The organism is Bacillus salacetis (assembly GCF_049177075.1).
GTDB classification, from domain to species: domain Bacteria; phylum Bacillota; class Bacilli; order Bacillales; family Bacillaceae_B; genus Rossellomorea; species Rossellomorea salacetis_A.
The window spans coordinates 3,564,466-3,582,500 of sequence record NZ_CP185377.1 but is presented as its reverse complement, the minus strand read 5'-3'; the positions used below and the strand labels follow the sequence as shown (position 1 = coordinate 3,582,500).

The following is an 18,035-nucleotide window of genomic DNA, read 5'->3' as shown; positions in this document are numbered from 1 at the left end:
CAAAGGCATCGCTGGGTAGCTATGTGCGGAAGGGATAAGTGCTGAAAGCATCTAAGCATGAAGCCCCCCTCGAGATGAGATTTCCCATCACTTTATGTGAGTAAGATCCCTGAAAGATGATCAGGTAGATAGGTCTGAGGTGGAAGCGTGGCGACACGTGCAGCTGACAGATACTAATCGATCGAGGACTTAACCACAATTTATAGCGAACTCGGAATACTTTCTTTTCTTCATACCTTTATCTAGTTTTGAGGGAATAATTTTCTCAAGAAACACTTGAAAAAATTATATAACTCGTTATAATAGTACTTGTCCCTAAAAAGGACAGCGTCTGGTGACTAAGGCGAAGAGGTCACACCCGTTCCCATGCCGAACACGGAAGTTAAGCTCTTCAGCGCCGATGGTAGTTGGGGGATCTCCCCCTGTGAGAGTAGGACGTCGCCAGGCTTTATAATGGAGGATTAGCTCAGCTGGGAGAGCATCTGCCTTACAAGCAGAGGGTCGGCGGTTCGATCCCGTCATCCTCCACCATAGTTTTTTGCAAAACAAGCAGAAGCAAGATTTAAAATAAACCTTGCATTCTCGAATCGAATATAGTATAATCGATTCTTGTGAGACAAAAAACACTTGCCGGTGTAGCTCAACTGGTAGAGCAACTGACTTGTAATCAGTAGGTTGGGGGTTCAAGTCCTCTTGCCGGCACCACTTTAAATTTGTACGAGCCATTAGCTCAGTTGGTAGAGCATCTGACTTTTAATCAGAGGGTCGAAGGTTCGAGTCCTTCATGGCTCACCATTGTTTTTCTTCATTGGAAAACAACTTTTCAAAAAAACATGCGGGTGTGGCGGAATTGGCAGACGCACCAGACTTAGGATCTGGCGCCGCAAGGCGTGGGGGTTCGACTCCCTTCACCCGCACCATATTTTGCGGAAGTAGTTCAGTGGTAGAACACCACCTTGCCAAGGTGGGGGTCGCGGGTTCGAATCCCGTCTTCCGCTCCATTACAGGTTCTTAGCCGGGGTGGCGGAACTGGCAGACGCACAGGACTTAAAATCCTGCGGTAGGTGACTACCGTACCGGTTCGATTCCGGTCCTCGGCACCAGAAATTATACAACATGCGCCCGTAGCTCAATTGGATAGAGCGTTTGACTACGGATCAAAAGGTTAGGGGTTCGACTCCTCTCGGGCGCGCCATTCATTTCGGGGAGTAGCTCAGCTTGGTAGAGCACTTGGTTTGGGACCAAGGGGTCGCAGGTTCAAATCCTGTCTTCCCGACCACTTGAATTTTTATAATATGGGGCCTTAGCTCAGCTGGGAGAGCGCCTGCTTTGCACGCAGGAGGTCAGCGGTTCGATCCCGCTAGGCTCCACTTGGTTTTTTTACGAAGCGAAGCGCAGTAAATAAACTTCAAAAGAGTCGCGCAGCAAAGCATTATATACTTTTGTGAAGCTGGAAGCGATGCAGTTTCAATAACATGGCGGTGTAGCTCAGCTGGCTAGAGCGTACGGTTCATACCCGTGAGGTCGGGGGTTCGATCCCCTCCGCCGCTACTTAACGGACCTTTAGCTCAGTTGGTTAGAGCAGACGGCTCATAACCGTCCGGTCGCAGGTTCGAGTCCTGCAAGGTCCACCACTATTATTGATTTATATTACGGAGGAATACCCAAGTCCGGCTGAAGGGATCGGTCTTGAAAACCGACAGGGGTGTTAAAGCCCGCGGGGGTTCGAATCCCTCTTCCTCCGCCATTATTCCCTTATCGTCGCGGGATGGAGCAGTTCGGTAGCTCGTCGGGCTCATAACCCGAAGGTCGCAGGTTCAAATCCTGCTCCCGCAATACAAGAGGCTTTCGCCAAGAGCGAAAGCCTCACATGGTCCGGTAGTTCAGTTGGTTAGAATGCCTGCCTGTCACGCAGGAGGTCGCGGGTTCGAGTCCCGTCCGGACCGCCATTTCTAAGAATTTTATCAAGAAATCTTACTCAAAACTAAGAGGGTTTCGATAAGCAAGAAGGTCGAGGAAGCAACCGAGTGAACACCGGAGCGCACTGACAGGTGCGTGAGGATGTGAGCGAGGGCGCTGACGAAGAGATTCGCAGCTTAGCGGAAGCCGAAACTATTATGGCTCAGTAGCTCAGTTGGTAGAGCACGTCCGAATAAACTTCAACGAGTAAGCTTCAGCGTACAGCTCGAGCTGTAACTTGAATAATCTCCCTGAGAGCTGGACGATATTTACCCGATTTAAGGTTCTTATATGAAATATACTATTATGGCTCAGTAGCTCAGTTGGTAGAGCAATGGACTGAAAATCCATGTGTCGGCGGTTCGATTCCGTCCTGAGCCACCATCTTTTAAAGTAAATATTATGGCGATTGTGGCGAAGTGGTTAACGCATCGGATTGTGGTTCCGACATTCGTGGGTTCGATTCCCATCAGTCGCCCCATTTGGTTTTTGCGGGTGTAGTTTAGTGGTAAAACCTCAGCCTTCCAAGCTGATGATGAGGGTTCGATTCCCTTCACCCGCTCCATGGGCCTATAGCTCAGCTGGTTAGAGCGCACGCCTGATAAGCGTGAGGTCGGTGGTTCGAGTCCACTTAGGCCCACCATGGTTTTGTTCCACAGTAGCTCAGTGGTAGAGCTATCGGCTGTTAACCGATCGGTCGCAGGTTCGAATCCTGCCTGTGGAGCCAATTTGGAGAAGTACTCAAGTGGCTGAAGAGGCGCCCCTGCTAAGGGTGTAGGTCGGGTAACTGGCGCGAGGGTTCAAATCCCTCCTTCTCCGCCATCTAAATATGGCCCGTTGGTCAAGCGGTTAAGACACCGCCCTTTCACGGCGGTAACACGGGTTCGAATCCCGTACGGGTCATCCCAAGAGACTATCTGTTAAGATAGTCTCTTTTTCTATGTCTAAATATATTTGATTTGATGATTTAGTTATCACTTATTACTTTTATACCTGCTGCAGTCTTTCAGTGTCCTCAGCTATGCGAGAAGCGGCCGTTCAGCGCCGTACAGATTAGGGGACTGTCGCTTGGGCTAAAGGACTCTAAATAGAAAATAACAAAACTAAAGTCCTCTAGGGTGTCTATAAAGGACTTTAAAAGAAAGAAATGTAAATTAAAGTCCTCTAAAATGGTTCTAAAGGACTTAAGAAAACAAGCATGAAATTTAAAGTCCTTTAAAACGTCTCTAAAGGATTTTAGAAAGGAAAAAGTAGAAATAATGTCCTGTAGAATACTTCTAAGGGACTTTAAAAATCCCAAATCAGAGTTAAAGTCCTCGAGCGATCCCCCTATAGACTTTAAATATTGATTCAGAATCAAAAGCCCTATAAAGAAGTTACCTCCAAAAAACTCAAACTCCCCTCTTATTTCCCAAGAGGTAAAGGCGTGTAACGTCTTGTTCTCTTCTTGAAGAGTCTCTTATTAGGACATCAACGGAAGCTTGAGGAAGAAATGATGTAGGAAAAGAGTATCTATCCCAGCATCATCAAAAGCAAGAAAGAAGAAATAATGTAACTTAACCTCCCCTGCCCTGCCCCAGTCCATTGTCCATGCTTAAATAACCTCTCATATAAATAATCCAACTCCCTCCCTTTTATATCCTAAAAACTTTTCGACAAAAGTTGTCACAATCCATTAAATATCCCCTCTTTTTAAAAGTCAAATTTCGTGTTAAACGCTTACATATCAAGGCATTGTCGGAATTCTTCGAAATGCCACTAAAGGATTTCCTTCTGTTTGAACGAAGAATTATATAAAATACATTTAAATTTAACTGCAGGTGAAAGAGATGAATGCCGTGATTCCTACTGATTTTAATATTCATTTGTTCCATGAAGGGAACTTATTTGAAGCCTGGCGCATGTTTGGTGCACACCGGATTGAAAATGGTGAAGGATACAGCACCTCCTTTTGTGTTTGGGCTCCTGCTGCTCATTCTGTGAGTGTAGTTGGAAGCTTCAATGATTGGGATAGTAAGGGCTATGAATGCAAGAAGATTAACGAGGAAGGTATCTGGTACTTGGAAATCAAAGAAGACCTTCTGAATCATACTTATAAGTACGAGATCGTGACAGCGACTGGGGAAATCCTGTTGAAGAGCGATCCTTTTTCCTTTTTTAATGAGCTGCGTCCTAATACGGCTAGTGTCGTATACAATCTTGATGGATTCCAATGGACAGATGAAGAGTGGCTGGTGAAGAAGAATGAGGTGCTGCCTTATGATCAGCCGATGTTCATCTACGAGGTCCATCTGGGGACTTGGCGGAAGAATGGTGAAGAAGAGTTTTTGAGTTATCGGGAAATGGCCGCTGAAATTATTCCTCATGCTGTCTCACATGGTTTTACTCATATTGAATTGCTTCCAGTCATTGAACATCCCTACGACCGGTCGTGGGGCTATCAGGGGACAGGCTATTTTGCTCCCACCAGCCGATATGGCTCTCCAACTGATTTCAAATATTTCATTAATGAATGTCATGCTCATGGTATCGGGGTCATCCTGGATTGGGTTCCCGGACATTTTTGCAAAGACGCCCATGGGCTTTACCGGTTTGATGGATCGTTTATGTATGATTATGCACATCCCCATGACCGCGAGAATTACACATGGGGAACGGCGAACTTTGATCTTGGAAAAGGCGAGGTACAGAGTTTTCTCATCTCCAGTGCGCGGTTTTGGATGGAGGAATACCATATTGATGGTTTCCGGGTAGATGCGGTAGCGAATATCATCTACAGGGCCAACCAGGATCAGAAAAGTGTCAATCATGAGGGAATTGGTTTTTTAAAAAAGCTGAACAAGTCTGTATTTGATTTTGATCCACATGCTTTGATGATCGCAGAGGACTCCACTGATTGGCCCCAGGTTACCTCTCCTGTCCATTATGGAGGGCTTGGATTCAATTATAAATGGAATATGGGCTGGATGAACGATGTCCTCAAATACATGGAATCCCACCCATCTGAACGAAAGGAACAGCATTCGCTGATTACATTTTCTCTCTTATATGCTTTCTCGGAAAATTTCATCCTGCCGTTTTCACATGATGAAGTGGTTCATGGGAAGAAGTCATTGCTGGATAAGATGCCGGGTGATTATTGGCAGAAATTTGCCCAGCTTCGTTTGCTCCTTGGATTCATGACGGCCCATCCCGGGAAGAAGCTTTTGTTCATGGGCACTGAAGTGGCGCAATTTTCTGAGTGGAAGGACCTGGAGCAGGTTGACTGGCATTTGCTGCTTTACGAAAAACATCAAAAGTTTAACACATATCTTAAGGAACTCTTGCATTTATATAAAAGGTCGCCTTCATTGTATGAGCAGGACCATAGGTCAGAAGGTTTTGAATGGGTGGATGTGAATAACTCTTCCCAGCAGATTTTTTCATTTATCAGAAAAGCTGAAAAGCCTGAGGATTATACGCTCGTTATCTGTAATTTCAGCCCGCTCGTTTATCACAACTATAAAGTCGGGGTGCTGAAGGCAGACGGCTACAGGGAAATCTGGAACAGCGATCATCATCGGTTCGGCGGTTCCAATCAAATCAATCCAGAGGTTTTGACTGTCAAGAATGAGGGTTACCATGGGAAACCATGTTTTGTGGAGATGACAATTCCACCATATGCAGTAGTGTATTTAAGACCAATTCATCACAGGAAGGAGCGCATTAAATATGGCAAAGTCAAATTGTGTCGCAATGTTGTTAGCAGGAGGGAAGGGCAGCAGATTAAGTTCACTGACTAAAAGCCTGGCAAAACCGGCAGTACCATTTGGAGGGAAATATCGTATCATCGATTTCACCCTGAGCAACTGTACGAATTCAGGGATTGAAACAGTAGGTGTGCTGACACAGTATCAGCCCCTTCTCCTTAACTCTTACATAGGGATTGGAAGTGCGTGGGATCTGGACCGGAAGAGCGGCGGAGTGACAGTACTTCCTCCTTACGCTGAATCTTCGGAAGTCCGATGGTATACAGGGACTGCCAGTGCTATATTCCAGAACCTCAATTATATTGAGCAGTTTGACCCTGAGTATGTTCTCATTCTCTCGGGCGACCATATTTACAAGATGGATTATGAAAAAATGCTGGAATACCATATAAGCAAAAAAGCGGATGTGACCATTTCAGTTCTTGAGGTTCCATGGGATGAAGCCAGCCGCTTTGGAATCATGAATACTTCAGAGGATATGAGAGTAGTAGAGTTCGATGAAAAGCCGCAATTCCCCAAAAATAATCTGGCTTCCATGGGGATCTATATTTTCAACTGGTCGCTCCTGAAAGAGTATCTTGAGATGGATGACCGAAATCCGGAATCAAGTCATGACTTTGGGAAAGATGTCATTCCTTTGCTGCTTGAGGAGAAGAAGAAGTTAATGGCCTATCCATTCAAGGGTTATTGGAAGGATGTCGGGACAGTCAAGAGCCTGTGGGAAGCGAATATGGATCTGTTGGATGACGATTGCGACTTGAACCTTTTTGATCATGAGTGGCGGATTTATTCAGTGAACCCTAACCAGCCGCCTCAATATATCTCGGAAGACGCAGTAGTTGAAGGGTCATTGATCAATGAAGGCTGTTATATTGAAGGAATCGTTGATCACTCCGTGTTGTTCCAGGGGACAAGAGTGGAAGCGGGGGCACATATCAAACAATCGGTCATTATGCCTGATGCTGTAGTCGGAAAAGGGGCTTATTTGGAAAAAGTAATCGTACCGCCGAATGTCCGGATTCCGGATGGAGTGTGCATCATTCCTGAGGAAGGAACTGATGAGGTCATCCTTGTAACAGAAACGTTCCTTGAATCGATTATGGAAGAAGAGGAAGTACAATAATAACTCATCTATGTGACAGGGGGAAAACACGTGAATAAATCAATGCTTGGTGTAATTGATGCAACCACTTATCATCAGTCTCTGGAGGACTTACTGTTAAACCGTTCATTGGCAGCTGTTCCGATTGCAGGCCGGTACAGATTAATCGATTTTATCTTATCCAACATGGTGAATTCGGGAATTCACAGTGTAGCGATCTTTCCTAAGTATCAGTATCGTTCGCTGATGGACCATTTAGGTTCAGGGAAGAATTGGGATCTCAATAGAAAGAGGGATGGATTATTCTTTTTTCCGGCACCTGCTATTGATTCCACAGACCAGGGGATGGGGTCTTTCAATCATTTTGCCCACCATCTGGATTATTTCCATAGAAGCAAACAGAAATATGCTCTGATCAGCAATTGCAACACGATTTTCACGACCGATTTCAATCCAATGCTTAAACGCCACATGGAAACCGGCAGTGATATTACAAAGATGAACCAGGAGCAAAAATCCATGGAGATTTACCTCATGGAGACGTCCCTGCTGATCGACTTGATTGAGACACGGGAAAAAACAGGCTATACCTGTATGAAAGACGTAGTAGAGGATGCATCCAGCAATTTAAAGGTGTGTGACTATGAGCATCTCGGGTATGTCGAGAGAATCGAATGCATTCAAAGCTATTTTAAAGCAAGCATGAACCTATTGAAGCCGGACTGCTGGAAACAGTTGTTCCGCAAAGAATATCCTGTACTCACCAAGGTGAAAGATGAACCTCCTACAAGATACCAGAAAGGCGCAACCGTGAAGAACGCCATCATCGCAAATGGCTGCTTCATCGAAGGGGATGTAAAGGAAAGCACGGTGTTCAGGGGAGTGAAAATTGGAAGTGGCAGCTCCGTCTCTAACAGTATTATCATGCAAAAAAGCCAAATTGGAGAGAATTGTGTTTTAGAATATGTCATTCTGGACAAAGATGTGAAGATAGAGGACGATGTGCAGCTTGTGGGAAGCCCGGAGAATCCGGTTGTCATTAGAAAAGGAATGATTCAAGGAGCGTTGATGAACTCGTGAAGGTATTATTTGTTGTCTCGGAATGTGTCCCTTTCATAAAATCGGGCGGGCTGGCAGATGTAGCAGGCTCTCTGCCGAAAGAATTAAAGAGCCTTGGAACTGACGTCAGAGTGATTCTGCCTAAATATCAATCCATTGCAGAACCATATAAGAACAAAATGAAACAGGTATCCGAGTTTTCCGTTTCCATTGGCTGGCGGGAGCAGTACTGTGGAATTGAATCCTTGGAGCTTGATGGGGTCACGTTCTACTTTGTTGATAATGAATACTATTTTAAACGGGATGGCCTTTATGGCTATTGGGACGACGGTGAAAGATTTTCCTATTTTACAAAAGCTGTATTGGAAAGCTTGGCACATTTGGATTTTTATCCAGATATCCTTCATTGCCACGACTGGCATACAGCAATGATCCCCTTCCTTTTGCGAACACAGTACCAATGGAGGAAAGGATACAGCTTTATCCGCAGTATCTTTACGATTCACAATCTGCAGTTTCAGGGGATTTTTCCTAAAGAAGTCATGACAGAACTGCTGGGGATTGAAGAATCCTACTTTCATCCTGACCAGCTTGAGTTTTACGGAAATATCAATTTCATGAAAGCCGCACTTATTTCCAGTGACTATATTACAACAGTCAGTCCGACGTACCGGGATGAAATCCTGACAGCCTATTATGGTGAAAAGCTTGAGGGTGTCTTAAGAGGCCGCGCAGGCAGCCTCCAGGGGATTTTAAATGGCATAGATGACTCATACTATTCACCGGAAGCGTGCAGTGAGACAGCCCCATATACGAAGGAAGACCTCAATGGGAAAAAAGAGAATAAGAAAAGGCTTCAGCAGAAATTCGGATTAGAACAGAATCCCGATGTGCCGGTGGTTTCAATTGTCTCAAGGCTTACCAAGCAGAAAGGCCTTGACCTGGTCAAGGGAGTCTTTCATGAAATCATGCAGGAAAATCTGCAATTTATCATTCTCGGTACAGGCGACCATGAATTTGAACAATTTTTTAAAGAAATGGCACACGCCTACCCAGAAAAACTGAGAGTCCATATTGGCTTTGATGAAGGACTTGCCAAGCAGATTTATGCCGGGGCAGACCTCTTTCTGATGCCGTCCAGATTCGAGCCATGCGGTCTGGGGCAGATGATTGCCTTGAGATACGGAACGCTTCCTCTTGTAAGGGAAACAGGGGGATTGAATGATACCGTTATGTCGTATAATGAGGAAACACAAGAAGGGCATGGGTTCTCATTCAAAAACTTTAACGCGCACGATATGCTTTATACACTAAATCGGGCATTGTCGTTTTATCAAGAAGACAGGGAAACATGGAACAGAATTGTCAGGGAAGCTATGGGGATTGATTGTGGATGGGCCCAGTCTGCGTTTAAGTACAATCAGCTTTACGCAAAAATTTCATCCAGGAGTGAGAGCCATGTTTTCTGATAAAAATGATTTCAAGGAAGTGTTTCTGAAAAGGCTTGAAATGATGTACGGCAAAACCTTTCCTGAATCGACTTCCCGTGATCAGTATTTCACGCTTGGAAATATGATCAGAGAGTACATCAGCATTAATTGGATCGGCACGAATGAGCAATATCGGTTCAACGGGCAGAAGCAGGTTTATTACCTGTCGATTGAATTTCTGCTTGGCCGTCTGCTTCGTCAAAATCTTATGAATCTGGGAATCTATGAAATAGTAGAATCAGGGTTGAATGATCTTGGTATAGACCTGGAGGAAATTGAGGAAGAGGAAGCGGATGCGGGTCTCGGAAATGGCGGCCTGGGAAGGCTTGCGGCTTGCTTCCTTGATTCTCTTGCATCACTTGATCTCCCGGGACATGGATGCGGGATCAGATATAAGCACGGATTATTTGAGCAAAAGATTGTTAAAGGATTTCAGGTGGAATTGCCGGAACAATGGCTTCGCCACGGCCATGTCTGGGAAGTAAGGAAGCCTGATTTGGCAGTCGAAGTTCTCTTCTGGGGAAGAGTGGAATCATATGAAGACAATGGCCGCTGGAAATTCCGCCAAGTGGATGCAGAGGCAGTGACAGCGGTACCATACGATATGCCGGTCGTCGGCTACCAGACTTCTACTGTCAATACTTTAAGGCTTTGGAGTGCGGAGCCGTCCTCCTATCAGGCTGGCAAGGATATGATGAAACATAAAAGAGAAACAGAGGCAATCACGGAATTTCTCTATCCTGATGATACTCATGATGAGGGAAAAACCTTGCGTTTGAAGCAGCAATATTTCCTCGTAAGCGCTAGCCTCCGTTCCATTCTGAGGTCCTATTTGTCTAAGAAGCGTGACATACGAGAGCTGCATGAGTTCATCTCGATTCATATCAACGACACCCATCCAGTCCTGGCGATTCCTGAATTGATGAGAATCCTGCTTGATGAGCATGGATTGGACTGGGAAGAGGCATGGGGAATTACAACAAAAACCTTTGCCTATACAAATCACACGACCTTATCGGAAGCGTTGGAACGGTGGCCGGTCAGAATCTTCGAGCCATTACTCCCTCGAATTTTCATGATTGTTAATGAAATTAATGAGCGTTTCTGCCAAAGCCTCTGGAGCAAATATCCAGGTGATTGGGGAAGGATTGAAGAGATGGCCATCATTTCCCATGGGGAGATCAAGATGGCACATCTCGCGATTGCAGGAAGCTTTAGTGTAAATGGTGTTGCAGCCATCCATACTGAGATATTGAAGAAACGTGAGATGAATCTGTTCTATCAATTTTATCCTGATAAGTTCAACAATAAAACAAATGGGATCACCCATCGCAGATGGCTTTTGAAGGCAAATCAGCCGCTTGCCAAGCTTGTGACCAATGCAATCGGCAATGAATGGGTGCATCAACCGGAGAAGCTGCAGGATCTCCTTGCTTTTAAGGATGACAGGATGTTCCTTGAAGAATTGCAAAAGGTCAAAACCTACAAAAAACAGAATCTTGCCCGAAGGATAATGGAACAAAATGGAGTGGAGGTTGATCCGGAGTCGATCTTTGATGTGCAGATCAAACGTCTCCATGCTTATAAAAGGCAGCTGCTGAATGTTCTGCATATCCTTCATTTATATAATCGATTCAGGGAAGACTCCAGTTTTGACATGCATCCAAGGACCTTCATATTCGGGGCAAAAGCATCACCAGGCTACTATTATGCTAAAAAAATCATCAAGCTGATTGATTCTGTTGCTAAACTTGTCAATAATGACCCGGTGGTAAAGGGCCGGATCAAAGTGGTGTTTATGGAGAATTACCGGGTATCATTGGCAGAAGACATTATCCCTGCAGCTGATATCAGCGAACAGATTTCAACAGCAAGCAAAGAGGCATCCGGCACCGGGAACATGAAATTCATGATGAACGGGGCATTGACAGTGGGCACCTTGGATGGTGCAAACATAGAGATCCTTGAAAAGGCAGGACCGGAAAATATCTTTATCTTTGGCCTGACGGCTGAAGAAGTGATGAAGTACTATGCCGAGGGTGGATACTATTCCATGGAATATTACCATCATGATGAACATATCAGGCAGGTAGTCAACCAGTTGATCGATGGTACATTGCCTGACTCTGCGGACCATTTTGAAGAGGTGTTTGATTCCCTGCTTACCGAGAATGATCAGTATTTTGTCCTTCGGGATTTTGCTTCCTATGCAAACATTCAGGAGAAGGCAGGCAAAGCGTATGAGGATAAAGACCAATGGCTGAAAAAGAGCCTTATCAATATCGCAGGCTCCGGCTATTTTTCGAGTGACCGGACCATTAGAGAGTATGCAGAGCATATATGGGGCATTGCCGGAAAGCAACTGCAGAAGAAATAAAAGAAGGGAAACACCAAATCACTGGTGTTTCCCTTTACCGTTTAGCTTAAGCGGCAAATCCAAAAAAATGCGCCGCTTAAGCTTTTTATGTAGAGGACCGATTCCACCCGGCCCTCAAGTGTGAGTAAAGATATCTATTGATCATCAGGTACGGTACACCTGTGATTTTATTTCTTTTTATCAGAAACGTAGCTGTCTCTTCTTTTATAAGGAATGTCTCCGATTGGTGACTCCAGATCTTCACGATCCAGTTTTTCTTCATATTCTTCCATTTTTTCATTCCGGACGAATTTTCTGTCCTTTCCTTCTATATCTGTTGCAGAAAAGGAATCGATGTCTTCTGTGTTTCCATCATTGGACCGGATTCCGTCCTGATACATGGAATCATAATCGTCGTAGGTTCCCTGGAAGTCTGACGGCGTTTCGGAAGTCCCATATCTGCCTGCTTCCTGAAAGCTGTCCTGATAGTCTTTGATTTCATCTCTCCGGCCTTTGATGTAACTGTCGTTCTTAGGAGGAGTCAGGATTTCTTCCTCTACAGGCCGGTCTGTCGCACGGGATCTCTCTGGTGTATCGTCTTTGCAGTAAAGGGTGGTCGGCAGGACTTCCAATCTTTCATAGTTAATCTCTTTGCCGCAAACCTTACACTTCCCGTATGTTCCATCCTCCATGGCAGAAAGCGCTTGTTTTACTTTCTCCATTTCTGACTCCGCATGGTCATCAAGGGCAAACCCTTTCTCACGCTCGAATAATTCTGTCCCCAAGTCGGCAGGATGGTTGTCATAGGTGTTTAGTTCCCCATAACGCTCCTGCTCGCTTTGGCCATGGAGTGTTTTTTTGTCATTATCCAAATGCTGCTGAAGCTGTTCCTTTCGTTCCAGCAATTCATTCTTTAACTTGCCAAGTTGTTTGTCGGTCAACATCCGTTTCACGTCCTTTATTCCTGTTTTTATATCGTAGTAAACATCTCAGTGTGAAAAAGTTAAATTGATTTTCTGGTATGTTGTACTTTATCCAATATGTGCAGGACGGAAACATTATTTTCGGGATGGAAAACATTGAGAGGGTGAACTTCTTTCTTGGAGAGAGTTTGTTAACTTAGCTAACGTAAACATTGTTTGTTGTTTTAAAGTGAATATGTTGATTTCCGTTCCGGGTGTTCGACTCCGCGGGGCGGGCGTTGAGCCTCCTCGGCTGCGCCTGCGGGGTCTCACCTGTCCCGCTAGTCCCGCAGGAGGTCGTACACCCTCCACTCCAATCAACATTGCGGGAAAGATGAGAGTTCATGTTAAACAAATATCATTATTTTCATTGCTTTTTAGCGCACATGTCACCTTTAATTCTTCTCAAGACACTTTGCCATTGCTTTTTCGGTGTTCATGTCCTATAGAACTCTTTTGAAGACACTTTGCCGTTGCTTTTCCAGTGTTCATGTACTATAGAACTTTTCTCAAGACACTTTGCCGTTGTTTTTTCGGTGTTCATGTCCTATAGAACTCTTCTGAAGACACTTTGCCGTTGCTATTCCAGTGTTCATGTCCTTTAGAACTCTTCTCAAGACACTTTGCCATTGCTTTTTCGGTGTTCATGTCCTATAGAACTCTTCTGAAGACACTTTGCCGTTGCTTTTCCAGTGTTCATGTACTATAGAACTTTTCTCAAGACACTTTGTTGTCGAATTTTCCTCGTTCATGTCCTATAGAGCCTCCAGTGGACATTGAGAAGTTGGGAGCTCTATAATCACAAATAAAAAAACCAATCGCATGTACGATTGGTTTTTCTTGAACTAGATATAGCTGATGAACAATCCGATTGAAAGCAGGAACCCGAAAATGGTGTTGGTTTGGGCTGTTGCTTTCATGGCTGGCATCATTTGAATCGGCATGGTCTTTCCGATAAATCCTTTGTATGCTTTAAAGGCCTTCGGAATACTGATTAAACTGATGAGCAGCCACGGAGTGAATGAACCGGCAATGACCAATGCGATCACCCAGATATAGGAGAGCGCAAATGCTGCTCCCAAAAGGTTGATTGCATTCTTTCTTCCGATAAGGATTGCCAGCGTTTTTCTGCCGTTTTCTTTATCTCCATCCAGATCGCGGATGTTATTGGCCATCAGGATCATCCCAACCAGAATAAAGATTGGAATAGAAATCAGAATGCTTAGTGACGTCACAATTCCTGTCTGAATGTAGAAAGAGATGAGGATGATGACAATCCCCATGAAAAAGCCTGCTACAATTTCACCGAAGGGCGTATAGGCAATTGGAACAGGTCCACCAGTATAAAAATAGCCCGCCGCCATGCAAACTAAACCTATTACTGCCAGCCACCAGCTGCTGTTTGCACAAATGTACAGGCCGAGCAGGAAGGCAATCCCGTAAAGGCCGAATGCGAGTCCTTTTACCGTAGAAGGCCTGACACCATTACGGACGATGGCACCGCCGATCCCGATAGAGTTCTCATTATCGAGGCCTCTGGCATAATCATAATATTCGTTGAACATGTTGGTTGCGGCTTGAATCAGTATGCTAGCTGCCAACATTGCTAAAAAGAGAAGCCAGTCAATATCCCCGTACTGAACGGCTAAAGCAGTTCCTAACAGAACGGGCACAAATGCGGCTGTAAGAGTATGCGGTCTGGTCAGCTGCCACCAGATACGCCAGCCTTTATCTGACTCCACAATATTGGAAGTATATGTCTCCATCTTGGTCCTCTCCTTAATTGTGGAAAATAGTTAAGTTACAATTACTTTACAGATTAAAGTTTAGGTAAAGGACACAAAAGTGTCAATAACTTTTTCAAAAAGCCGAAAGGTGTTATTTTCCATATCTGCCGGCATAATTCGTTCCGTTTCTCAAATATCTCAAAAGAGGTTATTATATAATAAGGAAATAAAGTGATGAGCGTTGACACGACTATATGTCAGGTGTATCTTATAATAGGTTTAAATCATAGTGAAGAGGCTTTTGAGATCAGAATAAAGCCTGTTTTTAATCAAACATGCTCTTTTTTCGCCAAAAAAGTTTGAAAGTCATAGGGAGAGCGGGTAAACACATTAAAAATAAGTTGAATTTATAGCAGAATGTTTATGAAAAGGGCCGGAAGAAGACTTTATGGGGGGATTGTTTTGAGTATTATTCAAGATATCAAAATCGGAGGAAGCTTTGAAAAGGCATTGGCAAAAGCGAAAGCTGAAGGCAATCCGGTTTTATACAGTGCAGTTCAAAAAGTCAGCCGCTTAAACCCCCTTTCATTTTATTCAAAGGGCTTTTCACTTTATAATGGAGAGCGCTTTTATTGGAAGGATAAGGAGAACACTACCCAAATTGCCGGTTTAGGCAGCACATATATGCTTCGAAATGATTCTGAGGATCATCGTTACACTTCGATTGAGAACGAGTGGAAGCGCTTAATCGAGAATGCGGTGATTGAGTCCGAGGGGGAAATTCCCGGGACCGGTCCTCTTTTATTTGGAGGCTTTTCATTTGATCCATCCGTTCAAAGGTCAGAAGAGTGGACTGATTTTTCGCATGGGATTTTTCAGCTGCCGACCTTTATGCTGACATTGATAGGAGAAGAGTGTTATCTAACGACCAACATTCTTTGTACATCACAAGATGATGAAGGGTTATTGGATATCATCGACAAGAAACAGAGGGAGTTATTTGAACAACTCCAGGAAAGGGACTCCAAGTTAGACCTGCTGAAAGCAAGTGAAATAGCCCCGGAAGAATGGAAGGCGGCCCTTGAAGAAGTGGTTTCACAGTTGAAAGCAGGTAAGATGGATAAAGTCGTGCTGGCACGGAAAATGCAAATGACGTTCAAGGACAAGCCCTGCTCAGATGAAGTCATTCAAAATCTTTGGGATGAACAGCGGGACAGCTTTATTTTCTCATTTGAAGTAGCCAACAGCTGCTTCCTTGGCGCGTCCCCGGAAAGACTTGTCAAAAAAGAGGGAGCGGAAATCCTTTCAACCTGCCTTGCCGGATCAATAGCACGCGGAACAAATCCCAAGGAGGATCAGGAGTTGGGTGTCAGCCTGCTTCAAGATGAAAAAAACCGTCACGAACACAATCTGGTCGTTGAAATGATAAGAGACGTTCTTCATCAGTATTGTTCAGATGTACAAATGCCGAATGAGCCCGCATTGATGAAGGTTAGGGATATTCAGCATCTTTATACACCTGTAAAAGGGAAAGCGGAAAAAGGGACTTCAATTTTGAAATTTGTTTCACAGCTTCACCCGACTCCGGCACTGGGTGGTGTTCCAAGGGAAAAGGCAATGGAAACCATCAAGCATGCTGAAAATATGGACAGGGGTCTTTATGCCGCACCAATGGGGTGGATGGACTCCTATGGAAACGGTGAATTTGCAGTAGCTATCCGTTCGGGTCTAATTTATAAAGATGAAGCGTATCTGTTCGCAGGATGCGGGGTTGTTGCAAATTCCACTGCTGAAAGTGAGTACCGTGAAACACAAATTAAATTCAAACCAATGTTTCGTGCATTAGGAGGAAATACTGATGGACTATGATCATCAGAAAGCATTAACTGAATATCTTTCTGCTTTTATAGAGGAATTACACCGTACGGGAGTCAACAAAGTCGTTATCAGTCCGGGTTCACGTTCCACTCCCCTGGCAATGCTGTTTGCAAAACATCCGAATATTGAAGTGTTTATCAATATAGATGAACGATCAGCCGCTTACTTTGCGCTGGGCCTGGCAAAATCGGAAAAAGAACCGGTTGCCATCCTATGTACATCAGGGACAGCGGCAGCAAATTATTACCCGGCTGTAATCGAAGCAAGATATTCGAGAGTGCCGCTGGTCGTGCTCACTGCTGACAGACCTCATGAGCTGAGGGAGGTTGGGGCTCCGCAGGCCATTAACCAGATTAATCTTTTTGGCAGCCATGTAAAATGGTTTGATGAGATGGCGCTCCCGGAACATAACGTTGCCATGATCAGTTATGCCAAGAGAGCTGCTTCACGTGGTACAGCTGTTGCACGCACGGTTCCTGAGGGGCCGGTCCATTTTAATTTTCCTTTACGCGAACCTCTGCTTCCGGATATGGCGGCATCCTTTAAGGAGGAGAAAAGCCAGACAGTCATTACACATGGATCTGCTGGAGTTTCGCCGGCTGTTCTTGACCGCCTGGCTGCGAGTCTTAGCCGGAAGCGGAAGGGAGTCATTGTTTGTGGGCCTCAGGCTGATTCCGAGGTCGCTGAAGCCATTACCAGGTTTGCCGAAAAGCTGAAATTCCCTGTGCTGGCAGACCCGCTCTCTTCTTTAAGAAGCGGTCAACATGACCAATCGCAGGTCATTGATGGGTATGACAGCTTCTTAAGGGCCGATAAATTCAAATCGCAAATGAAGCCGGATGTGGTGATCCGGATAGGGGCGATGCCTGTTTCCAAAGCTCTGACGCTTTATCTAAAAGATCAGGAGATCGAACACTTAGTAATTGATTCAGGAGGGTTGTGGCGGGATCCGACTGGGAAAGCCACAGAAATGATTTATGCTGATGAAGCGCAGGTTTTGAATGGATTATCAGATATTGTGGAAGCATCAGTTGAAAATGATGAATGGCTGAATAAATGGGTTATGATCAATCGTAAAACACAAGAAGTGACAGCGAGCTACCATGCAAATAATAACCCGTTGGATGAAGGGATGGCCGTCAAGAGTTTAATTGAGGCGCTTCCGGAGAACTCAGCCGTTTTTGCGAGCAACAGTATGCCGATCCGGGACTTGGATACATTTTTTATGAACAACAATAAAAACATTATCGTGATGGGCAACCGGGGAGCCAATGGCATTGATGGTGTAGTCTCCACAGCCATGGGGGTAAGTGCATCAGGAAGGGCGACATATCTCGTGATTGGCGATCTGGCTTTTTACCATGACATGAATGGCCTTCTGGCAGGAAAGATGTACGGGCTCAACCTGAAAATCCTTTTATTGAATAACAACGGGGGCGGGATCTTCTCCTACTTGCCGCAATCAAAAGAGAAGGAGCATTTTGAACTTCTGTTTGGAACACCGGCTGACCTCGATTTTTCCCATGCAGCAAACCTGTATGAAGCCCATTATAAAAAAGCTGAGTCCTATGAGGAATTCATGGATGCATTATCGGATTGGGAAAAGGGTAACGGTTTATCCATCATTGAAGCCATTACCAACCGGGATGAAAATGTCCATAACCATCGAGAAATGTGGAATATTGTTTCCCGGGAAATAGAAAAGATGCTGTAGTTTGTCAAATGAGCCATATTTCTGTACTGAATGTGTGAA

Annotated in this window: 9 protein-coding genes, 21 tRNA genes and 2 rRNA genes (1 of these 32 running past the window's edge); 30 read left to right on the top strand and 2 right to left on the bottom strand. The window is 44.7% G+C overall.

The genetic code is table 11. From position 1 onward, the window contains the following. The 28 genes from ACOJQI_RS18695 to ACOJQI_RS18560 all read left to right on the top strand — a co-directional run. A 23S ribosomal RNA gene (locus ACOJQI_RS18695) occupies positions 1-197 on the top strand; it begins 2,739 nt to the left of the window's first position. Between the two features lie 133 nt (positions 198-330). Further along, positions 331-447 (top strand): 5S ribosomal RNA (rrf, locus tag ACOJQI_RS18690). An 8-nt stretch (positions 448-455) separates the two neighbouring features. Further along, positions 456-531: transfer RNA gene (locus ACOJQI_RS18685), tRNA-Val, on the top strand. 98 nt (positions 532-629) lie between these two features. After that, positions 630-705, top strand: a tRNA-Thr gene (locus ACOJQI_RS18680). Positions 706-719: 14 nt separating this feature from the next. After that, positions 720-795 (top strand) — tRNA-Lys (locus tag ACOJQI_RS18675). 40 nt (positions 796-835) lie between these two features. Continuing rightward, positions 836-920, top strand: a tRNA-Leu gene (locus ACOJQI_RS18670). 6 nt (positions 921-926) lie between these two features. Further along, positions 927-1,001 (top strand) — tRNA-Gly (locus ACOJQI_RS18665). 13 nt (positions 1,002-1,014) lie between these two features. Continuing rightward, a tRNA-Leu gene (locus ACOJQI_RS18660) sits at positions 1,015-1,103 on the top strand. Between the two features lie 15 nt (positions 1,104-1,118). Continuing rightward, a tRNA-Arg gene (locus ACOJQI_RS18655) sits at positions 1,119-1,195 on the top strand. A 7-nt stretch (positions 1,196-1,202) separates the two neighbouring features. Continuing rightward, positions 1,203-1,279, top strand: a tRNA-Pro gene (locus ACOJQI_RS18650). An 18-nt stretch (positions 1,280-1,297) separates the two neighbouring features. Beyond that, positions 1,298-1,370: transfer RNA gene (locus ACOJQI_RS18645), tRNA-Ala, on the top strand. 107 nt (positions 1,371-1,477) lie between these two features. Next, positions 1,478-1,551: transfer RNA gene (locus ACOJQI_RS18640), tRNA-Met, on the top strand. 6 nt (positions 1,552-1,557) lie between these two features. Continuing rightward, positions 1,558-1,634: transfer RNA gene (locus tag ACOJQI_RS18635), tRNA-Ile, on the top strand. Between the two features lie 20 nt (positions 1,635-1,654). Beyond that, a tRNA-Ser gene (locus ACOJQI_RS18630) sits at positions 1,655-1,747 on the top strand. A 15-nt stretch (positions 1,748-1,762) separates the two neighbouring features. Next, a tRNA-Met gene (locus tag ACOJQI_RS18625) sits at positions 1,763-1,836 on the top strand. 36 nt (positions 1,837-1,872) lie between these two features. After that, positions 1,873-1,949, top strand: a tRNA-Asp gene (locus tag ACOJQI_RS18620). Positions 1,950-2,267: 318 nt separating this feature from the next. Continuing rightward, positions 2,268-2,343, top strand: a tRNA-Phe gene (locus ACOJQI_RS18615). Between the two features lie 21 nt (positions 2,344-2,364). Further along, positions 2,365-2,440: transfer RNA gene (locus tag ACOJQI_RS18610), tRNA-His, on the top strand. Positions 2,441-2,450: 10 nt separating this feature from the next. Then, a tRNA-Gly gene (locus ACOJQI_RS18605) sits at positions 2,451-2,524 on the top strand. A 1-nt stretch (position 2,525) separates the two neighbouring features. Next, positions 2,526-2,602: transfer RNA gene (locus ACOJQI_RS18600), tRNA-Ile, on the top strand. A gap of 9 nt (positions 2,603-2,611) precedes the next feature. Beyond that, positions 2,612-2,686, top strand: a tRNA-Asn gene (locus tag ACOJQI_RS18595). Between the two features lie 4 nt (positions 2,687-2,690). Next, positions 2,691-2,781 (top strand) — tRNA-Ser (locus tag ACOJQI_RS18590). Between the two features lie 9 nt (positions 2,782-2,790). After that, positions 2,791-2,862: transfer RNA gene (locus tag ACOJQI_RS18585), tRNA-Glu, on the top strand. A 926-nt stretch (positions 2,863-3,788) separates the two neighbouring features. Then, positions 3,789-5,741 (top strand): 1,4-alpha-glucan branching enzyme, encoded by a 1,953-nt coding sequence (gene glgB / locus ACOJQI_RS18580; RefSeq protein ID WP_421380821.1) that lies wholly within the window; start codon positions 3,789-3,791, stop codon positions 5,739-5,741. Continuing rightward, positions 5,671-6,831, top strand: a complete 1,161-nt coding sequence (locus ACOJQI_RS18575) for a glucose-1-phosphate adenylyltransferase (RefSeq protein WP_421380818.1) — start codon at positions 5,671-5,673, stop codon at positions 6,829-6,831. The genes glgB and ACOJQI_RS18575 overlap by 71 nt, the downstream gene beginning before the upstream one ends. 30 nt (positions 6,832-6,861) lie before the next feature. Next, on the top strand, positions 6,862-7,890 hold the full coding sequence (locus ACOJQI_RS18570) for a sugar phosphate nucleotidyltransferase (RefSeq protein WP_421380815.1): 1,029 nt from the start codon (positions 6,862-6,864) through the stop codon (positions 7,888-7,890). Further along, on the top strand, positions 7,887-9,338 hold the full coding sequence (gene glgA, locus ACOJQI_RS18565; protein ID WP_421380812.1) for a glycogen synthase GlgA: 1,452 nt from the start codon (positions 7,887-7,889) through the stop codon (positions 9,336-9,338). The genes ACOJQI_RS18570 and glgA overlap by 4 nt, the downstream gene beginning before the upstream one ends. Next, positions 9,328-11,736, top strand: a complete 2,409-nt coding sequence (locus ACOJQI_RS18560; RefSeq protein WP_421380809.1) for a glycogen/starch/alpha-glucan phosphorylase — start codon at positions 9,328-9,330, stop codon at positions 11,734-11,736. The genes glgA and ACOJQI_RS18560 overlap by 11 nt, the downstream gene beginning before the upstream one ends. A gap of 167 nt (positions 11,737-11,903) precedes the next feature. On the opposite strand, the gene ACOJQI_RS18555 is transcribed toward ACOJQI_RS18560, so the two are convergent. Together ACOJQI_RS18555 and ACOJQI_RS18550 are read right to left on the bottom strand one after the other, a co-directional pair. Then, positions 11,904-12,659 carry a TraR/DksA C4-type zinc finger protein gene (locus ACOJQI_RS18555; protein ID WP_421385510.1) on the bottom strand — a complete coding sequence of 252 codons (756 nt, stop codon included), beginning with the start codon at positions 12,657-12,659 and terminating at the stop codon, positions 11,904-11,906. Positions 12,660-13,522: 863 nt separating this feature from the next. Then, positions 13,523-14,443, bottom strand: coding sequence for a 1,4-dihydroxy-2-naphthoate polyprenyltransferase (locus ACOJQI_RS18550; RefSeq protein ID WP_421380806.1), 921 nt, complete (start codon positions 14,441-14,443; stop codon positions 13,523-13,525). 423 nt (positions 14,444-14,866) lie between these two features. Between ACOJQI_RS18550 and ACOJQI_RS18545 the strand changes: the two genes are divergently transcribed. Next, positions 14,867-16,273 (top strand): isochorismate synthase, encoded by a 1,407-nt coding sequence (locus tag ACOJQI_RS18545; RefSeq protein WP_421380803.1) that lies wholly within the window; start codon positions 14,867-14,869, stop codon positions 16,271-16,273. After that, positions 16,263-17,996, top strand: coding sequence for a 2-succinyl-5-enolpyruvyl-6-hydroxy-3-cyclohexene-1-carboxylic-acid synthase (menD, locus tag ACOJQI_RS18540; protein WP_421380800.1), 1,734 nt, complete (start codon positions 16,263-16,265; stop codon positions 17,994-17,996). The genes ACOJQI_RS18545 and menD overlap by 11 nt, the downstream gene beginning before the upstream one ends. Positions 17,997-18,035: the final 39 nt, after the last annotated feature.